Source organism: Halobacillus sp. B23F22_1 (assembly GCF_043497005.1).
Taxonomy (GTDB): Bacteria; Bacillota; Bacilli; order Bacillales; family Halobacillaceae; genus Halobacillus_A.
Genome location: NZ_JBIEKE010000001.1, coordinates 280256 through 296856 on the forward strand (window position 1 = coordinate 280256; position 16601 = coordinate 296856).

A 16601-nucleotide genomic window follows, 5' to 3' on the forward strand; every position below is an offset into this window, starting at 1 on the left:
ATGAGTTCTCACGAGCTGAAAACAGGCCCATTGGAATATAGAACCGAAGAAGGTCAGATGACGATTCTTGGATTCTGGATCTTCTTGGCAGCAGAAATTGTTTTGTTTGCGACTCTCTTTGCCACTTACGCTGTATTATTTGGCAGAACGGCTGATTCTACCCCTCCAGCTGAATTATTTGAGCCAGGAATTGTACTCGTTATGACGTTCCTGTTGTTAACAAGTAGTTTCACATGTGGATTAGCTATCCATGAAATGCGCAGAGGTTCAGTTAAAGGCTTGCGTAATTGGATGATTGTAACTTTAGTTTTAGGTTTATCCTTTCTCGGTTTTGAGATCTACGAATTCATCCATTATGCCCATGAAGGAGCTACTCTTCAGTCCAGTGCCTTTTGGTCAGCCTTCTTTACATTGGCTGGGACACACGGACTGCACGTAACGCTTGGTATTGGATGGGTGATTCTCTTGCTGATTCAAGTAACGAAGCGAGGATTAACACCAAGAACAAGCAGAAAGTTCTTTATCATAGGACTGTACTGGCACTTCTTGGACGTCGTGTGGATCTTTATTTTCACGAGTGTTTATTTAATAGGGATGGTGGTTTAGTATGACGGATCATAATAAACGTATTCCAACCCAGCATGTTATCGGCTTTGTTTTATCCATTGCTTTAACTTTACTGGCAACATGGACAGCTCTTGGCTCAAATCTTTCTACCATGTGGATTATTTCAGGAATTATGATTCTTGCAGTAATCCAGGCCGGTATTCAATTGTTTATGTTCATGCACGTCGTCGAATTTGAAAGTAAAAATGGGCACGTTCCATGGAACATGATGTTCCACGGCGCTGTATTAGCGGCGATTGTAGTAGCAGGTTCACTCTTTACCATGTCCTTTGGCTTTACGCACAATCATGATGAAGAAGATCATCAATATGAACAACATGAAAATGATGACCAAGAACAACAAGATGACGGTGAACACGAAGGGCACTAAGTGCTGTTTAGGAACGTTTTAACTAAGTATGGTAGGTGAGATCATTGCAAATCAATGAGAAAGTTTACAATCAAGAGAATGATGTGACTTCGGAGATTTCGAGCAAACACGTCATTGGTTTTATGCTGTGCATTCTAATTACTTCCTTCTCTTTATGGGGAGCTATGTATACAAGCTATACGCCAAAATTGTTACTTTACGTTCTGGCAGCTGTAGCCTTTTCTCAGGCGATCATTCAATTGTTTCATGCGCAAAAACGATCCGAAGAGAAGCAGACCGTTTAAAATAGAACCACAAAAAATCCCACTTCCTGTTCTCAGGGAGTGGGATTTGTTTCATTATTATTGATAACTCTTCTGCCATTTGTCCTCTTGTGTGCTTATCACATAAATGATAAACATAATCCAGGCAATCTGCGAGAGGAGTAATCCAGCGTAAAAAATGATCCATAAAGGTGAAAATGCGGCTGGTGCTGTACTAAATACAGCCTGGAAATAATACATCCACATTCCGACTAATAAAACTGACTGGGCAATCGCTAAAGGCATTTTTTTCAGTTTGATAAACAAGAAAGGTGTAATCGTTGAAAGCATCAAGAAAATCATTACAACATCCATGTAAAAACAACTCCTTTTTAAGGACTTAAATGTAAGCGTATTCTTATATATTTCTATTGTAACAAAAAGTTCTTGAAAAAGACACATAATGTTCACAAGTTTTGCTGGATTATTTTTATTTTACCCACTTTGGAAGTGAACATAACCTATAAATGTATGGTCAGCTGAAAGTGCGGCTCATTTTTCATTCTCATTTGCTTCAATGTAGTTTAATATGGGAAGTGGTAGTAAACAATGAAATGCATAGATTGCACCATAAAGGAAGGTACGAATGTCGATAAGTGAAGAAAACATTACAAGAATTTTTTTAGATGATAAAGAATTGATTCTCATAGGTACGGCTCATGTCTCTAGAAAAAGTGCAGAACAAGTCAAAGAAGTGATTGAATATGAACAGCCTGATTCGGTTTGTGTAGAGCTCGATCAGCAGCGTTATCAATCCATTAAAGACGGAAATAAATGGCAGGACACGGATATCTTTCATGTGATTAAACAAAAGAAGGCAACCTTGCTATTAGTTAATATGGTTATCTCTTCTTTTCAAAAACGGATGGCTAAACAAATGGGCATTAAGCCAGGCCAGGAAATGATTCAAGGCATTGAATCTGCAGATGAAACAGGGGCGACCCTTGTGCTGGCCGATCGTAACATCCAAATTACGTTTGCACGGATCTGGGGGAACTTAGGGGCATGGGGCAAAGCCAAACTTCTTATGCAGATCGTATTTAGTATTTTCAGCAATGAAAAAATTTCTGAAGAAGAGCTTGAAAAGTTAAAATCGAAAGACATGCTTGATGCCATGCTCCAGGATTTTACGGAAAATTTTCCGCGCTTGAAGAAGCCGTTAATTGATGAACGTGATCAGTATTTATCTCAAAAAATTAAAGAGGCCCCCGGGAAGAAAATTGTAGCTGTGCTTGGTGCTGCGCACGTGCCTGGAATTAAAGAGCAAATTTATAAAGATCATAATTTAGATCGTTTGACCCAGCGTCCGCCTAAATCAAAGGTGCCTAAGCTGATCGGATGGGCGATTCCTTTGTTTATTATCTCCATTATTGTTTATACATTTATGTCTAACCCGGCTGCAGGAACTCAGCAGACGATTAGCTGGATTTTATGGAACGGATCTTTTTCTGCTATAGGCGCTGCAGTCGCTTTAGGCCACCCGTTTGCCGTGCTGACAGCGTTTATTGCCGCACCGATTACTTCTTTGAACCCCTTGATTGCGGCAGGTTGGTTTGCCGGGTTTGTCCAAGCTTATTTTAGACGTCCTAACGTTAAGGATTTTGAAAATTTATCTGAAGATGTATCGAGCGTGAAAGGGTTCTGGGATAATAAAGTAACAAGAATCCTGCTCATTATTGTATTGGCGAATATCGGAAGTTCGCTTGGGACAGCCATAGGCGGGGCAGATGTTATTCGCGTCTTTTTAGAAAACCTGTGATAGCACAGGCTTGTACAAAACTGAATAAAGCGTAATAATTCAAAGGATTCTATTGAAATCCGTTCGGCTCTGGGTGCCAGGTACCGAAATTCACACTTGGCACTTCGCTCTTTTACTGCTTTTCGGTACCTGGTACCCTTATGCTCCCTCGCTGCAATAGAGCTGTTCCACTGTTGCGGTGATTTGACTGCGCTCAGGGTCTGCGTTTATACGAATGTTCGTTTTTTGACACCATTGCTTTACTATTTCTGGCCCTTTTTAGGTGGTTACACGGAATCGGAAAAGAATCATAAGCAGTACGAGCATCACGATGTCGAGTCTGGCACTGAAAAGGGCATGGATGAACCCAGCATGCAGCGCTGGAATTTTTGTCAACACGAGCGCTCCAATCATAATCACCATTAAAGCGAGTAACGCCGTCTTCATGTACTTATTAAATAATAGCAGCAAGCCCGCTGCAATTTCGACCCAGGCCACGGTATACATCGTCTCTAAGGGGTAGGGGAGGGCTAAACCGGCGAAGTAATCAGCCAGTTCGGTATTGACCACCTTCATAAGGCCAGAGGTGATAAAAACAAATGCCACGGTGAATTTTAAAAATTTAAGAATATGAAATGAACGTTCCATACTTGTCCTCCTTTTTTTACAATTGTATGATCATTTATGTTGAAAATATTCAAAAAATAGGTTGACGCGTGAAGGAGTAAGTCTTTATAATACGAGAATAATTACATTTAAAACTCTTATTGAGAGTGGCAGAGGGACTAGGCCCTATGATGCCCGGCAACCTTTCAAGCGCGGCTTGAAAAAGGTGCCAATTCCTACAGACGTCATGCGTCTGAAAGATAAGAGGAGGCGAGCGAAACTCACAAAATCCCTCTTCTTAATCGGAAGAGGGATTTTTCTATGTAATTTTAGATGAGACAGCAGAAGGGATGATGGAAATGAAGAGAAGCTTGCAGCAACGATTAGAGGACGGTCCAGTCATTTGTGGGGAAGGGTATCTATTTGAACTTGAACGAAGAGGGTATTTACAGGCAGGCTCCTTCGTTCCAGAGGTAGCACTTGATAACCCTGAAGCCTTAAAGCAAACATATCGTGATTATATGCTTGCGGGGTCAGACGTGGTACTGGCATTTACGTATAATGCGCACCGAGAAAAAATGAGAATCATTGAAAAGGAAGATTTGCTTGAACCTTTAAATCGACAGGCCATTCGTTTAGCTAAAGAAGTAGCAAAAGAGCATCCAGAAGAGGAAGCGCTTGTGGCAGGAAACATTTCAAATACGAATTTATTCAATCCTGAGGATCCTGCCTCAAAAGAAACCGTCCGTGAAATGTTTGCGGAGATGGTAAAATGGTGTAAAGAAGAAGAGGTCGACTTTGTTAATGGGGAAACGTTCTACTATTATGAGGAAGCGAAAATTGCATTAGAAGAAATTCAAAAACAAGGCCTGCCTGCGGTTATTACATTCGGATTAATGGGAGAAAATGTTCTCCGCGACGGATATAGTGTGGAAGAAGGCTGCCGCCTGTTAAAAGAACATGGCGCTTTAGTTGTAGGAATGAACTGTTTCCGCGGCCCAGCCACCATGCAGCCTTATATTGAAAAAATTCGCGAAGAAGTGGAAGGCTATGTAGGGGCACTGCCTATCCCTTATCGAACGTCTGAGGAGCATCCTACATTCTTTAACTTGCCTGATGGCGGTTGTTCTTGCAGCCTGCCGACAGAAACAACGTTCCCTACGTCACTTGATCCGTTGTATTGCAACCGCTATGAGCTGGCGCAATGGGCGAAGGAAGCACACGACATCGGCGTGAATTATTTTGGATTATGCTGTGGGGCTTCACCTAGTATGCTTCGTGAAGTTGCTGAAACCGTGGGGCGCGAGGCAGTTAATTCCACGTATTCTCCAAATATGAAAAAGCACTTCCTATTTGGAAGTGATGAGACACTACAGTCACACATGACGTCCTATCGTACGAAAGCATAATATGAGAAAAGGGTAAACACTCCTGGCAGGAGGAAAAGGTTTAGGAAACTGCTCCCTTTCCATGGGCGAATGGTGTGCCTCCTCAGGCTAGGCTAACGCCTTCCGGGGTCACACCTTATTCGTATCTCCCATAGGAGTCTCACCATTTCCTAAACCCTTTTTCTATAAGCGATCATTATCATGGAAAAGAAAAAGCCAGGAACAGGCTGCCTGTCAAGATAGGAAAAAGACTCTTAAGTATCTTTTCCTGACTTAAGGAAATTTAAAGGAGCCTGGACCCTTCCATTCCTGTGGAAGAACGAGTGCTCTGAGATCGCCGAGCGTGGGTTTTGCTCGGGCGCTCGTCCGGGGAACGGGAAGGGCCTGCGCTCCTGGTGGCAAGAAAAAAGTTTGTAGAAAATTTGGTGGTTCTCTACAAGCTGAAAGAGGCCGGGAAATAACTAAAGCAAAAATGTCAATAAACAAACGATTGGATACACGCAGATCATTAGCGGAGTGTTTTGACGGAGCGGTGGTGTGGAGTCTCATTAACATAAATAATCCGAACTGATTTCTCCAGAATCGTTCGGATTATTTTATGTTTTATTTGGTTATGTCCCAGCATCTTCTTTTGTTATCTATTAATTTTTCCCTTTACCAGGCTTTTCACATGGATCGTTTCCGTTTCCTTTTGGCTCACATTTTACGACCACCGTCGTTAAAGGATCAATCGTAATTTCGTTCGCATTCTTACTAAATCCAGTCGGTTCACTTACTTTATCTGTTCCTGCTTCATCATCATCTACAATAGCTTTACCCGGAGCTAGATTATAATTTTCCATCGTAAAGGTGCGCTCTTCTTCATCCGCATTTACGAATACAAAATAATTACCAGTGCCGTCTGTAGATTGGGCTTTATATGCTAGAGCCAAATCGTTTTCCTCTATCTCAGGAACATTCAGCTTCGTCACATTCTCATCCACCTCGTCCATCGTCCCTAACCGGAAGGCGTCAGTAGAGCGGCGCAGCTCAATTAAACCAGTCGTATATTCACGCGTTAAATTGTGGATCGGGTAATCATCGGAATTCGTTGCTTTTTCCCAATCAATCTTATTAATTGCATCCGTTGAATCGTAAGAATCGTGGATGAAGTAAGGGTAGATGAATGGGTTGCCCTCTTCGTCTTCCATGTACGTTGATTTGTAAGGCGCTTCATCTGTTTCTGCTCTAAATTGCTTCGTGCGGCCAAATTCCTGCCCGGCATGAAGGAAGGCTGTACCTTGAGACATCAACACCATGGAGTTACCAAGACGAATGCGTTCGTGTATTTCTTCCTCGTGTTCGTCAGGGTCCTTTTTAATGGATTGAGCAATCACATCGTGAAGGGTCAAATTATCATGAGCTGCGATGTAGGGTACTACATCTCCAGGATCTGAAGCTTCAAAATTGTGAGGCTTTGCCGTGATGTTATCAAAAATCTGCTGCACGTTACGTGGCCCCCCAGTTAAGAAGCGTGCTTCACCTTCACTTCCAAATCCGGATTTCAACTCGTTACGGTAATCATCAGAGAAAACGCCGACACTCTCCGTATCCTTCATCCAGTCTTGATCAGCGGCCTGAACATTCCCGCCATTTTCATCACCAGCGTAAGTTCTCCATCCTTCTCCAATCATTAAAATGTTAGGGTTTAATTCTTTGGCTTCATCATAAGCAGTTTGAATGCTTTCGGCATCGTGGTCGCCCATCATATCAAAGCGGAATCCATCTACTTTAAATTCATCGACCCAGTACTTAATAGAATCCACTAATACTTTTCGAGACATCTCATGGGTGGTACCTAAGCGGCCGCCTCCAAAACTAGTCCGCGGAGTACCGTCTGCATCCATAAAGTGATAGTAGTTTGGAACTAAGTCTTCAAAAATGCCTACATCAGCCGTATGGTTGTATACGACGTCTAATACCACACCCATGTCACGCTTATGAATTTCATCAATTAAATGTTTAAGTTCTTGAATTCGAAGTTCCGCATCATCCGGATTCTCCGAATACATTCCTGTAGGAGAGAAATAGCTTTGCGGATCGTAACCCCAGTTATAATTGTTGTCATCGGAATCATAGTCGAGCATACGCTCTGCGCTTGCCCCTTCATCCCCAAAGAAATAGCTCATCACAGGAAGCAGTTGAATATGAGTAACTCCTAAATCTTCAATGTAATCAAGCTTTTCAATAAAAGCTTCGAACGTTCCAAATTGCGAATTCAGTTCGTTTTCAATGCTCGGATCAGAAGTGAAGTCACGTACGTGGACTTCATAAATAATAGCATCCTCTCGTTTTTCATACCCATCAATCTCCGCATACTCTAATGCTGGCCCAATGGAAGATGGATCGACAATTGCTGCTTTTCCAATCGGGTCATCGCCTTCATTATTCCATTTAGCCATGGATTTAGCGTAAGGATCTAACCCAGTTTTCGTCTCGCCCCCACGTTCAATTTCTAAGTGATAGTAATAACCTGTTAAGTCATTGACCCCGGTATTGCTCTCATCAAGCGTTACGTTCCAAACACCGCGATCTTCCAAGCTCATGTCTACATTCGCTGCGACTTCATCTTGGTTATCCTTATCGTAAAGTTTTACAGAGACGTTGTCAGCTCCAGGCGACCAAAATTTGAGGTTGGCACTGCCATCTTCCTGAAGGGTCATACCCAGTTCCCCATCATAGGCATATGTATCATCGATGTAGCGCCAGCTTACATTGGCTGTCGTTGACTTTTCGTTAAATGTAATTTCGTAAGGAGCGGCTTCCACATCAAACGTCCCGCTGATTTCTACTTTGCCATCTTCATGTATAGTTGCTTCTTCAAATGAGACTTCCTCGCCATTCCGATCCTTGATGGTTACTCCTTCTTGAAGAACTTCCTTGTTTAACCCCTCTGTCGAAGAGAAAAGGATTTCCAGGGTATTTTCGTTTATAATCTCCGCTGCGTTAAGACCAAGCTCAGGTAAATATTCTGAGTTTGTATAGACCGTGTCATCGCCTTCGCGAATATAAAGGTCATCATACTGATCAACGCTGCCAAAGATTTTATCATTGCCGTCCTTGTCCTCATTTTCTGTATTCACGACCACAAATCCAATATCTTCCGCATCCTCCGCTAGTTCTACGTCCATATAAGCTCCACTTTCACCAATCTGTTCATCTGAGAAATTAGTCGCTCCTGTGGGCCAATCACCCACTTGGTCAGAAGGCAGGGCCACATCTTCAAACAACCAAAGTCCCCAATCGTTGTAGCTTTCATCCACACGATCATAATGGATTCGTACGGTATCTTCTCCTTCTTCTGCTTTTAAATCTCCAGATCCAAAAGGAATGAAGCTCAAACCAATGACTGCTGCAAAAGTTGAAATGTACTTAGACTTTCTTTTCACTGAATCATCCTCCCTCTATTTTTGTGAAACCGCTTGCACTAATTATATAATTAACGTTTGTAAAAAAACAACTACAAATACAGAATATTGTAAAAATTAGATATAAAGTTGTGCAAAATTGTCTTGTGAAATAGTGCACTCGGTTGCATATTATGCGTACCAGGTACAGCCGGGATATAGTTGTGTACCAGGTACACGAGAGGTTATTCCTCTCTATGGTGACGATGTTTGCAGTGACAGCAGCAACAGCAGCAACATTTGTGCTTCGGCTTTAATTTGACACAGCAGCGTTGAGAGAAAGAATCAAGTTTGTCCTGTGCGGACCTTCTTCTATTCTTGCTTTCCCAATCCATTGGAACTCCTCCTTTCCTTACTATTCTATTCAGGAAGGTGGAGAAGGGTTTGTACATTGAAAGTGCTTTTGAATAAATCCATCACCTTTTGGTGGGAAAATTGAATTTTTCCTATGATAAGATAAAGAAAATAGGAGGTACGGTATGTTCAAAAATTCATTTTTTATCTTTTTTAGCGCCCTTACATTGTTCATAGCTGGAGGCTGTGGGGAAGAATCAACTGGCTCAGCCGACGACCAGGAGACACAAGAAGAGCAGAAAGACCAGGCAGAAGACACTCAAAAGTCTGAGGAAACTGACAATAACGATTTAGAAGAAGAGAGTGAAACTGAGAAAGAAGCTGAAGATGAGGAATCCCGGGCCTCGGAAGAACAAATTGAAGAAGAAGCGGTAGAAAAAGAAGAAGAGCAGGTTCAAGAAACAAAGGAAGAGAAGCCGGAAAAAGAAGAAATTTCTTCAGAACTGACCGCTCATTTTATAGATGCCGGCCAGGCGGATTCTACGTTACTTGAGTTTGAAGATAGCGGCCAGCCGGTTCGGATTCTAATCGACGCTGGAAATTGGAATAGTGACAGTGTCGTTAACTATTTACATAGCCGCAATATTGAGCAGATCGACATTGCTGTAGGCACACATCCAGATGCCGATCACATTGGTCAAATGGATCAAGTCATCAGCGAGTTTAACGTGGGGGAAGTGTGGATGTCAGGAAATGAGAGTACATCAGAAACGCATGAACGGGTGCTTCATACCATAGAAAACTCTAGTATCGAATACGATGAACCGAGAACAGGAGATATGTTTGATATCGGTCCGTTAGCCATAGAAACATTGTATCCTGAGACTGTAACAGGCAATACAAATAAAGAATCTCTCTCGTTTAGAATGTCGTATGGAGAAGTTGACTTTCTTTTCACAGGTGATGCTGAAGCAGAAGAGGAGTCACGAATGTTGAACGAAGCGGAAAACGTGGAGGCAGAAATTTTGCAATTGGGTCATCACGGGTCCTCGACTTCTACTAGTGAAGCTTTTTTACAAGCTGTAGACCCTGAGGCAGCGATTTACAGCGCAGGAGAAAGCAATCAATATGGTCATCCTAGTGCAGAGATTGTGCAAAGAGTTCAAGAGGCAGGAGTAGAGTTGTATGGAACAGACGTTCACGGGACGGTGAAAGTTACAACAGATGGAGAAAACTATGAAATAACACCGGAAAAAGAAGGGTCCGTTACACCATCTAGTGAAGATAAATCAGAAAGTGATGCCGAGTCATCAGAAGAATTGGAAGAAGGGCAGGAAACAGCTGAGTCTTCTGGAGCCTGCGTGGATATTAATAATGCTTCGATAGAAGAGGTACAGGATATTACGCAGATTGGTCCTGCCCGTGCAGAAGATTTAATTGAGTTAAGACCTTACCAATCGGTTGATGATCTCACTAAAATTAATGGAATTGGTCCTGCTAGAATAGATGAAATTAAAGCACAAGGTTTGGCTTGTGTAGGAGGCTAATGAATGAAAGCTGTGTTTGATCGATTAGAAGAAGAGAAATATGCTGTTCTTCTTGTAGAAGCTCACAATAAGGAACTTGTTTTAGATAAAGATATCCTTCCTGAAGGAAGTAAGCCGAATGATTGGTTTGAAGTGACGATAGAAGAAGATCAGGTGACTTCAATTAAGCGAGATCCTGAAGCAACGGCTGCTCAGGAAAAAAAGGTAAAAGACAAGCGAAAACGCCTTAAGGAAAAAAGCAAAGGCAGCCGTTTTAAGCGGAAGTAATTTATTATATTTATATTACAAATCGATGAATGGGCCCTTGTTTTACAATGATAGGTTAGAAAAAGGTACTGAACGGGGATAGTCCTATACAACAGGATTTTAGGAGGTCTCCTATCTATGAAAAAAATAATCAACTATGGAAAGGAAGTATTCGCTGAATTTCAAAGAGATAATGTGCCTTTGTTAGGGGCAGCCCAAGCATTTTATTATTTGTTAGCGATTTTTCCTTTAGTTATCTTGCTTTTATCTATTTTACCTTATTTAAACATCAGCGCTGAAGAGGCTATGGGATTTGTACAAAATGTTGTACCAGGTCAGGCAACTGATATTTTAGAAGAAAATATTGTAGAACTCGTAGAACAGCCAAACGGCGGCTTATTAACGGCAGGTATTCTAGGTACATTGTGGTCAGCCTCCAGCGGGGTGAATGCGTTCATCCAGGCTTCCAACATTGCTTATAATGTAGAGGAGTCACGATCGTTTATTAAAGTAAGACTTCTATCGATTTTACTTACGATCGGTATGATTGTATCAATTGCTGTGGCACTGGCTCTTCCTATTTTCGGGGACGTCATCATTTCTACATTAAGAGATGTTCTGAACTTACCAGAACAAACAGTCGTTCTTTTCCAAGTCTTGCGCTGGGCAGTCAGTATTGTGATTATGGCTGGAACGCTGATGGCACTTTATCACTTTGCGCCGGACAAAACGTTTCCATTCAAAGAAATCATACCGGGAGCTGTCATTACAGCCGTGCTATGGCAGGTTGTATCGCTTATCTTTTCTTTTTATGTGAGTAATTTTGCGAACTACTCTGCAACATATGGAAGTCTCGGGGGGATTATCATCCTCATGCTTTGGTTCTTCATCACTGGGATGATCTTAATGATAGGGGCAGAAATTAACGTGGTCCGCCACCGCAGGAAAAAACGGCAGGCTCGTGAAGTAGCATAAAAAGAGGAAAGGACCATGCCTTTCCTCAGCTTGTAGAGAAACCTTAAAGAGCGTAAAATTCCTGGCATTAGCGAGTGTAAAGGGTTTGAGGAAACGGACTCCCTTTCCGCGGGAGAATGGTGTGCCTCCTCGGGCTTTATCAGCCCTCCGGGGTCACACCTTATTCCCATTTCCCGCAGGAGTCTCGCCATTTCCTCAAACCCTTTTTCGAAATAAATCATGAGCATTCATTTACTCAAGCTGTGAAAGCAGCGTTTGCAAAAGGATATTCACATTACGAAGGTTTCAAGATTCCATTCTGGTAAAAGGAAAGGAAAAAGTGCCGACTCCTGCGGGACGAGCAGACAGGAGAAGCCCCGGAGGTCGCAGACCGAGGAGATTTTCCGTCTTGCCCCGCGGAAAGCGGCGCTTTTCCTGTTCCTTTCTCCATACTTATATGAAGTACATCTTAGCTTTTTGGATAGACTGAGGAAAGGCCCATGCCTTTCCTTTTTTTATTGAAATTACTCATTTTAATTTGGAAAGAGTGGTATAAATAAAGGAAGAAATCGTACAAGTAGTAAAGAGTAGAAAAATGGGTGGGGGAAAAAGAATGAAAAAGCGCTTAGTCTTAAGTACGCTCGTATTGTTTCCGGTATATGTGCTTTTTTTCTATCTGTATTTGTTTCATTGGACGAGTCCAGACGTTCCGCAAGCCTACAAAGGATCTGCAGCAGATCCAGTTACATTTATGACGGCCCAAGAAATGGCGCTCAGCCAAGAATATTCACAATACCGTAACCTGCTTTATTTTATTGGATTGCCATTTGAAATCCTTATATACATAGCTGTGCTCGTGTTTGGCTGGTCCCCCGTCTTTAAGCGGTTTGGGGAACGGGTCTCGAAGTTATCTTTTATTAAGATTCCTATATACGTGTTGCTGCTTTCCACTGTGGTATGGTTAATCAGTTTCCCGCTTGATTTTATAGGGTATCGCTTATCCTTTCAGTACGGGATCTCAACCCAGAATTTCTCCAGCTGGATGAGAGATGAACTTATTAGCTTTTGGGTCGGATTTATCATCATGGGTCTTTTAATTACAGTGCTTTATATTCTTATGAAAAAGACACAAAAACGGTGGTGGCTTTACGCGTGGCTGCTGCTCATTCCGTTCTTTACCTTTATGATGTATATTCAGCCTGTATGGATCGATCCTCTCTACAATGAGTTTACAGAGCTCAAGGATCCCGTGTTAGAAGAAAAAATCTTAACCTTAGCTCACCAGGCGGATATCCCGGCCGATCGTGTTTTTGAAGTGGATATGTCAGAGAAAACGAACGCGATGAATGCATACGTTAATGGCATTGGTTCTAATTTGCGCATTGTACTGTGGGATACGACCCTGAATCAACTCGATGATGGCGAGACCTTATTTATCATGGCTCATGAGATTGGACATTACGTCATGAACCATTTGTATATGAATCTAGGAGGAGTAATTCTTTCCAGTCTGGCAGGCTTATATATCACCTATCTACTGTTACATGTCGTCATTCGTAAGTGGGGAGACGAGTTTGGGGTGAAAAGTGTTTCCGATATTTCTTCTCTTCCTGTTTTATTTTTACTATTGACGGTTTTATCTATCATTTCTACACCTATTGAATCAGCCATTTCTCGGCAGGCAGAGCGATCAGCAGATGAATATGCTATTGAAATGAGGCCGGATCGAGAAGCGGCAATCGGTTCTTTTCAACAGCTGACGATCAATGGGCGCAGTGAGGTGAATCCTCCAGCCCTCGTGAAATTTTTCCGCTACGGTCACCCAACCATGATGGAGCGGATTATTATGCTTGAAGAATATGAAAAGGAACAATAGAAAAAGCAGCCAATTTGGCTGCTTTTTTATTTAAACCAACCTTTTTCCTTTATGCGGGAGACGGCTTCAATTCGATTGCTGACCTCGAGTTTATCTAAGATGACAGAAACGTAATTTCGGACAGTTCCTGTCGTTATGAATAGCTCTTTAGATATTTCTTTTGTATTCTTCCCGTCTGCAATAAGCTGGACGACTTGTTTTTCCCTCTCGGTTAAAGGGTTTTCGTTGCCAAAGGCCATATCGACTAACTCAGGAGCGAAAATTCTCTTTCCGTCCATTATCGTCCGGATGGAATTGGCAAGATCTTCGCTCGGACTGTCTTTTAATAAATAGCCGCTTACCCTTGCTTTCTGCGCACGTTCAAAGTATCCGGCTCTAGCAAACGTAGTTAAAATAATAATTTTACAAGGTTCGTTTTTTAGTTCTTCGGCAGCATCTAACCCACTCTTGACGGGCATTTCAATATCCATTATACAAATATCGGGCTGAAGCTGTTTTACGAGGTCACAGGCTTCCTCTCCGTTATGAGCTGTGCCGACGACTTCCATATCTTCCTCTAAGTCAAGCAGGGAGCCAAGCGCCCCAAGCAGCATACGCTGGTCTTCTGCAATAACGATACGTATCACACCATACCCTCCTGTTTTGGTTGTTGAATGACATTCGGTACTCGAATAATAAGTTTAGTTCCGTTTGATGATTTGATTTCTAAGCTGCCATTAACGAACTCCAGGCGTTCCCGCATCCCCTGGAGACCGTGTCCTTCTACCGTATGCACTTTATCAGAAACTCCTGCCCCATCATCACTTATTTGTAATAGTATTTCATTTGGTGATTGGTCAATGAAGATGTGACAGGAAGAAGCATGACTATGTTTTACTACATTTGTAACAGCTTCTTTTAAACACATACTGAGAACATTTTCGACGAGAAGGGGAGTGTTCTTAAGGTCAGGGTTTCCTTCTGTCCTAAATTCAATTTCCGCAGCTTCTAAGATTTGCTGCACTCGTAAGAGTTCATCCTGTAACTTTGCTCCTCGCATGTTAGAGACCATTTCACGAACTTCTTTTAATGCTGTGCGAGCCGTTTGTCGAATGTCTTGAATTTCATTTTGAGCTGCCGTTGGATTTTTATCCATTAATTTCCCTGCTAAATCACTTTTTAATCCGATCAGAGAAAGTTTTTGTCCAAGTGTGTCGTGAAGGTCACGAGCAATACGTTCTCTTTCTTCAATGACCATAAGCTGTGAAATCTTTTCATTTGCATCTTCTAACTGGTCTTCAAGCTTCTCGCGTTTAATGCGATAATACATTGTAAACGGCAGCAGTATGACACCAATCAGGCAGATGATGATAAAAGGAAGTTGAGGAAACAGCGCTTCATTCTGCATAAAGAACAAAAGAGCAATTGCTCCCACTGTCGTTACGAGGTGGACGATGTATAACGTTAGAAATCCACTTAACCTTTGAATGTTTCCTATAAAAAACGCCAGAAATAGTGAGAAATAAATATATCCAAATAATAGCGTCAATATAATGCTGATCGCCATCTCAATACTGACCCACACATAAACCATGCGGTTATGTGAAATAAAAGAAAGGCGGTAGGCCAGGAAAAAAAGGATGATCATAAAAATCCCGAAAATGATTTCAGTGACCGAGGAAGACCTAAATATAAAGAAGAAGGGCAATAAACAAAAGATAATCCATATGTAAGTGCTTAATCCTGTATTTTTTGGAATGATTTGATACCAATTCTGCATATACTTCTCCTTTACAGTTCCATTTGCTTCGTTATTCTTATTCTAACAAAAGAAACCCTATTCGATGCAATGAGAATAGGGTTTCTGTGCATTATTATTTATCTTGGAAGCTTGGACGTTTATGATTCATTTGTAGATTTGACTTTTGAAGAAGCGGTTTTACCTCTTTAAAGCTGACAAAAGTTTTGTTCTTCGTATCATACAGACGGAATCGAATAGACTTTAAGCTCGAAAGAAGGGTAATCGTCGTTGCTTTTTGTAAAGGAGGCGTAGATTCATGAGCTTCCTCCAGTTTATAATTCGGCACCCTTGGACTTAAATGGTGCACATGGTGGAAACCGATGCTTCCCGATACCCACTGCAGAATTTTTGGCAGCTTGTAGTAAGAACTTCCATCAACGGCTGCTTTAACAAAATCCCACTCTGATTCATCCTCAAAATAAGAATCTTCAAACTGGTGCTGGACGTAAAATAACCATATTCCAAGTGCTCCGGAAACATAAAGAATCGGAAGCTGAATAATTAAGAATGCCTGCCAGCCGATGGCCCAGATGAGAAGGGCGTAAATCGCCGCAATTGAAACATTGGTTACATGTGTATTTAACCTTTCTTTTCGCTTTGCCCCTTTTCGGTTAAAACGGTTGGAAATACAAAATAGATAGAGGGGGCCTAATCCAAACATAACGATCGGATTACGGTACAAGCGGTAAGCCAGGCGCCTCCAGGATGAAGCCTCTAAATACTCATCAACAGTCATCACCCATACATCACCTGTGCCTCGTTTATCTAAATTACTGCTGGTAGCATGGTGAATCGAGTGATCCCGTTTCCATTTTTCAAAAGGGAAAAGAGTAATAATTCCAGTGATCGTCCCAACTATCCGGTTCGCTTTTTGATTATTAAAGAAAGACATGTGGGTACAATCATGGAAAATAATAAAGATCCGAATGACAAACCCTCCAGCCAGCATAGCTAAAGGAACAGCGAGCCAGGCAGATACAGCCAGACTTTGATAGGCAGCAAACCAAAGTAAGAAGAAGGGAACAAGTGTATTAATTAACTGGCGGATCCCAACTGAATTATCGGGTTTCGCAAACGATGCTACATTCTTTTTCAACTCTTTTTGTTTATGTTGGCTCATTTTAATTACTCCTCTTATACGTTCGATTAATTCGTACTTCCTATGTTAGAAGAAACGTAAAAGAGTTGTAAGACATAAACGTCAGGTGACGAGTATGACACTTGTCATGTATTTAATTGAAAAAAAATCTATATATGGATGAAACTAGGTGAAGGGAGAGAAGGTTCAGTTATAGAGGTTTGCAGAAGTCTTCAAACCTTCCATGAGCAGGGTGTATTTTTGGTGAACTATTCTTACAAACAGCTTGATCAATTTTAAAAAGGGGCAGATAAGAGATGTTCCTCTTTCCTTTTTATTGGAAAGTTGC

Annotated in this window: 15 protein-coding genes and 1 riboswitch; of the genes, 9 read left to right on the plus strand and 6 right to left on the minus strand. The window is 41.7% G+C overall.

Going from position 1 to position 16601, the window contains the following annotated elements:
- The 3 genes from qoxC to ACGTNH_RS01485 are packed head-to-tail and all read left to right on the plus strand — an operon-like array spanning position 1 to position 1281.
- The gene (gene qoxC, locus ACGTNH_RS01475; protein ID WP_394584517.1) at positions 1-606 is read left to right on the plus strand and encodes a cytochrome aa3 quinol oxidase subunit III; all 606 of its coding nucleotides are present in this window, start codon (positions 1-3) and stop codon (positions 604-606) included.
- Between the two features lies 1 nt (position 607).
- A complete protein-coding gene (gene qoxD, locus ACGTNH_RS01480; protein ID WP_394584519.1) occupies positions 608-997 on the plus strand; it encodes a cytochrome aa3 quinol oxidase subunit IV in 390 nt (129 codons plus the stop codon).
- 44 nt (positions 998-1041) lie between these two features.
- On the plus strand, positions 1042-1281 hold the full coding sequence (locus ACGTNH_RS01485; protein ID WP_394584520.1) for a cytochrome C oxidase subunit IV family protein: 240 nt from the start codon (positions 1042-1044) through the stop codon (positions 1279-1281).
- 57 nt (positions 1282-1338) lie between these two features.
- Here the strand turns inward: ACGTNH_RS01485 and ACGTNH_RS01490 are convergent, their stop codons facing one another.
- Positions 1339-1614, minus strand: coding sequence for a spore morphogenesis/germination protein YwcE (locus ACGTNH_RS01490; protein WP_394584521.1), 276 nt, complete (start codon positions 1612-1614; stop codon positions 1339-1341).
- 271 nt (positions 1615-1885) lie between these two features.
- Between ACGTNH_RS01490 and ACGTNH_RS01495 the strand changes: the two genes are divergently transcribed.
- Positions 1886-3058, plus strand: a complete 1173-nt coding sequence (locus ACGTNH_RS01495; protein WP_394584522.1) for a TraB/GumN family protein — start codon at positions 1886-1888, stop codon at positions 3056-3058.
- 258 nt (positions 3059-3316) lie between these two features.
- Here the strand turns inward: ACGTNH_RS01495 and ACGTNH_RS01500 are convergent, their stop codons facing one another.
- Positions 3317-3685 (minus strand): DoxX family protein, encoded by a 369-nt coding sequence (locus ACGTNH_RS01500; RefSeq protein ID WP_394584523.1) that lies wholly within the window; start codon positions 3683-3685, stop codon positions 3317-3319.
- Between the two features lie 113 nt (positions 3686-3798).
- Positions 3799-3910, plus strand: a riboswitch (SAM riboswitch).
- A 92-nt stretch (positions 3911-4002) separates the two neighbouring features.
- Between ACGTNH_RS01500 and ACGTNH_RS01505 the strand changes: the two genes are divergently transcribed.
- Positions 4003-5052, plus strand: a complete 1050-nt coding sequence (locus ACGTNH_RS01505) for a homocysteine S-methyltransferase family protein (RefSeq protein ID WP_394584525.1) — start codon at positions 4003-4005, stop codon at positions 5050-5052.
- 620 nt (positions 5053-5672) lie between these two features.
- On the opposite strand, the gene ACGTNH_RS01510 is transcribed toward ACGTNH_RS01505, so the two are convergent.
- A complete protein-coding gene (locus ACGTNH_RS01510) occupies positions 5673-8459 on the minus strand; it encodes a pullulanase (protein WP_394584526.1) in 2787 nt (928 codons plus the stop codon).
- Positions 8460-8956: 497 nt separating this feature from the next.
- On the opposite strand from ACGTNH_RS01510, the gene ACGTNH_RS01515 reads away from it, so the two are divergent.
- The 4 genes from ACGTNH_RS01515 (at position 8957) to ACGTNH_RS01530 (ending at position 13394) form a co-directional block, all read left to right on the plus strand.
- Positions 8957-10318 carry an MBL fold metallo-hydrolase gene (locus tag ACGTNH_RS01515; protein ID WP_394584529.1) on the plus strand — a complete coding sequence of 454 codons (1362 nt, stop codon included), beginning with the start codon at positions 8957-8959 and terminating at the stop codon, positions 10316-10318.
- Between the two features lie 3 nt (positions 10319-10321).
- Positions 10322-10585, plus strand: coding sequence for a DUF3006 domain-containing protein (locus tag ACGTNH_RS01520; RefSeq protein ID WP_394584530.1), 264 nt, complete (start codon positions 10322-10324; stop codon positions 10583-10585).
- Positions 10586-10702: 117 nt separating this feature from the next.
- A complete protein-coding gene (locus ACGTNH_RS01525; RefSeq protein WP_394584532.1) occupies positions 10703-11539 on the plus strand; it encodes a YihY/virulence factor BrkB family protein in 837 nt (278 codons plus the stop codon).
- A 592-nt stretch (positions 11540-12131) separates the two neighbouring features.
- Entirely contained in the window at positions 12132-13394 is a 1263-nt protein-coding gene (locus ACGTNH_RS01530) for a M48 family metallopeptidase (RefSeq protein WP_394584534.1), read from the plus strand.
- A gap of 26 nt (positions 13395-13420) precedes the next feature.
- Here ACGTNH_RS01530 and ACGTNH_RS01535 read toward each other — a convergent pair whose 3' ends face one another.
- From ACGTNH_RS01535 to desA, 3 genes are all read right to left on the minus strand, one after another.
- Positions 13421-14020, minus strand: coding sequence for a response regulator (locus ACGTNH_RS01535; protein WP_394584537.1), 600 nt, complete (start codon positions 14018-14020; stop codon positions 13421-13423).
- A complete protein-coding gene (locus ACGTNH_RS01540) occupies positions 14017-15153 on the minus strand; it encodes a histidine kinase (protein WP_394584540.1) in 1137 nt (378 codons plus the stop codon). Before ACGTNH_RS01540 ends, ACGTNH_RS01535 begins: the two co-directional genes overlap by 4 nt.
- Before the next feature lie 94 nt (positions 15154-15247).
- The gene (gene desA / locus ACGTNH_RS01545; RefSeq protein WP_394584542.1) at positions 15248-16294 is read right to left on the minus strand and encodes a Delta(5) desaturase DesA; all 1047 of its coding nucleotides are present in this window, start codon (positions 16292-16294) and stop codon (positions 15248-15250) included.
- Between the last annotated feature and the right edge of the window lie 307 nt (positions 16295-16601).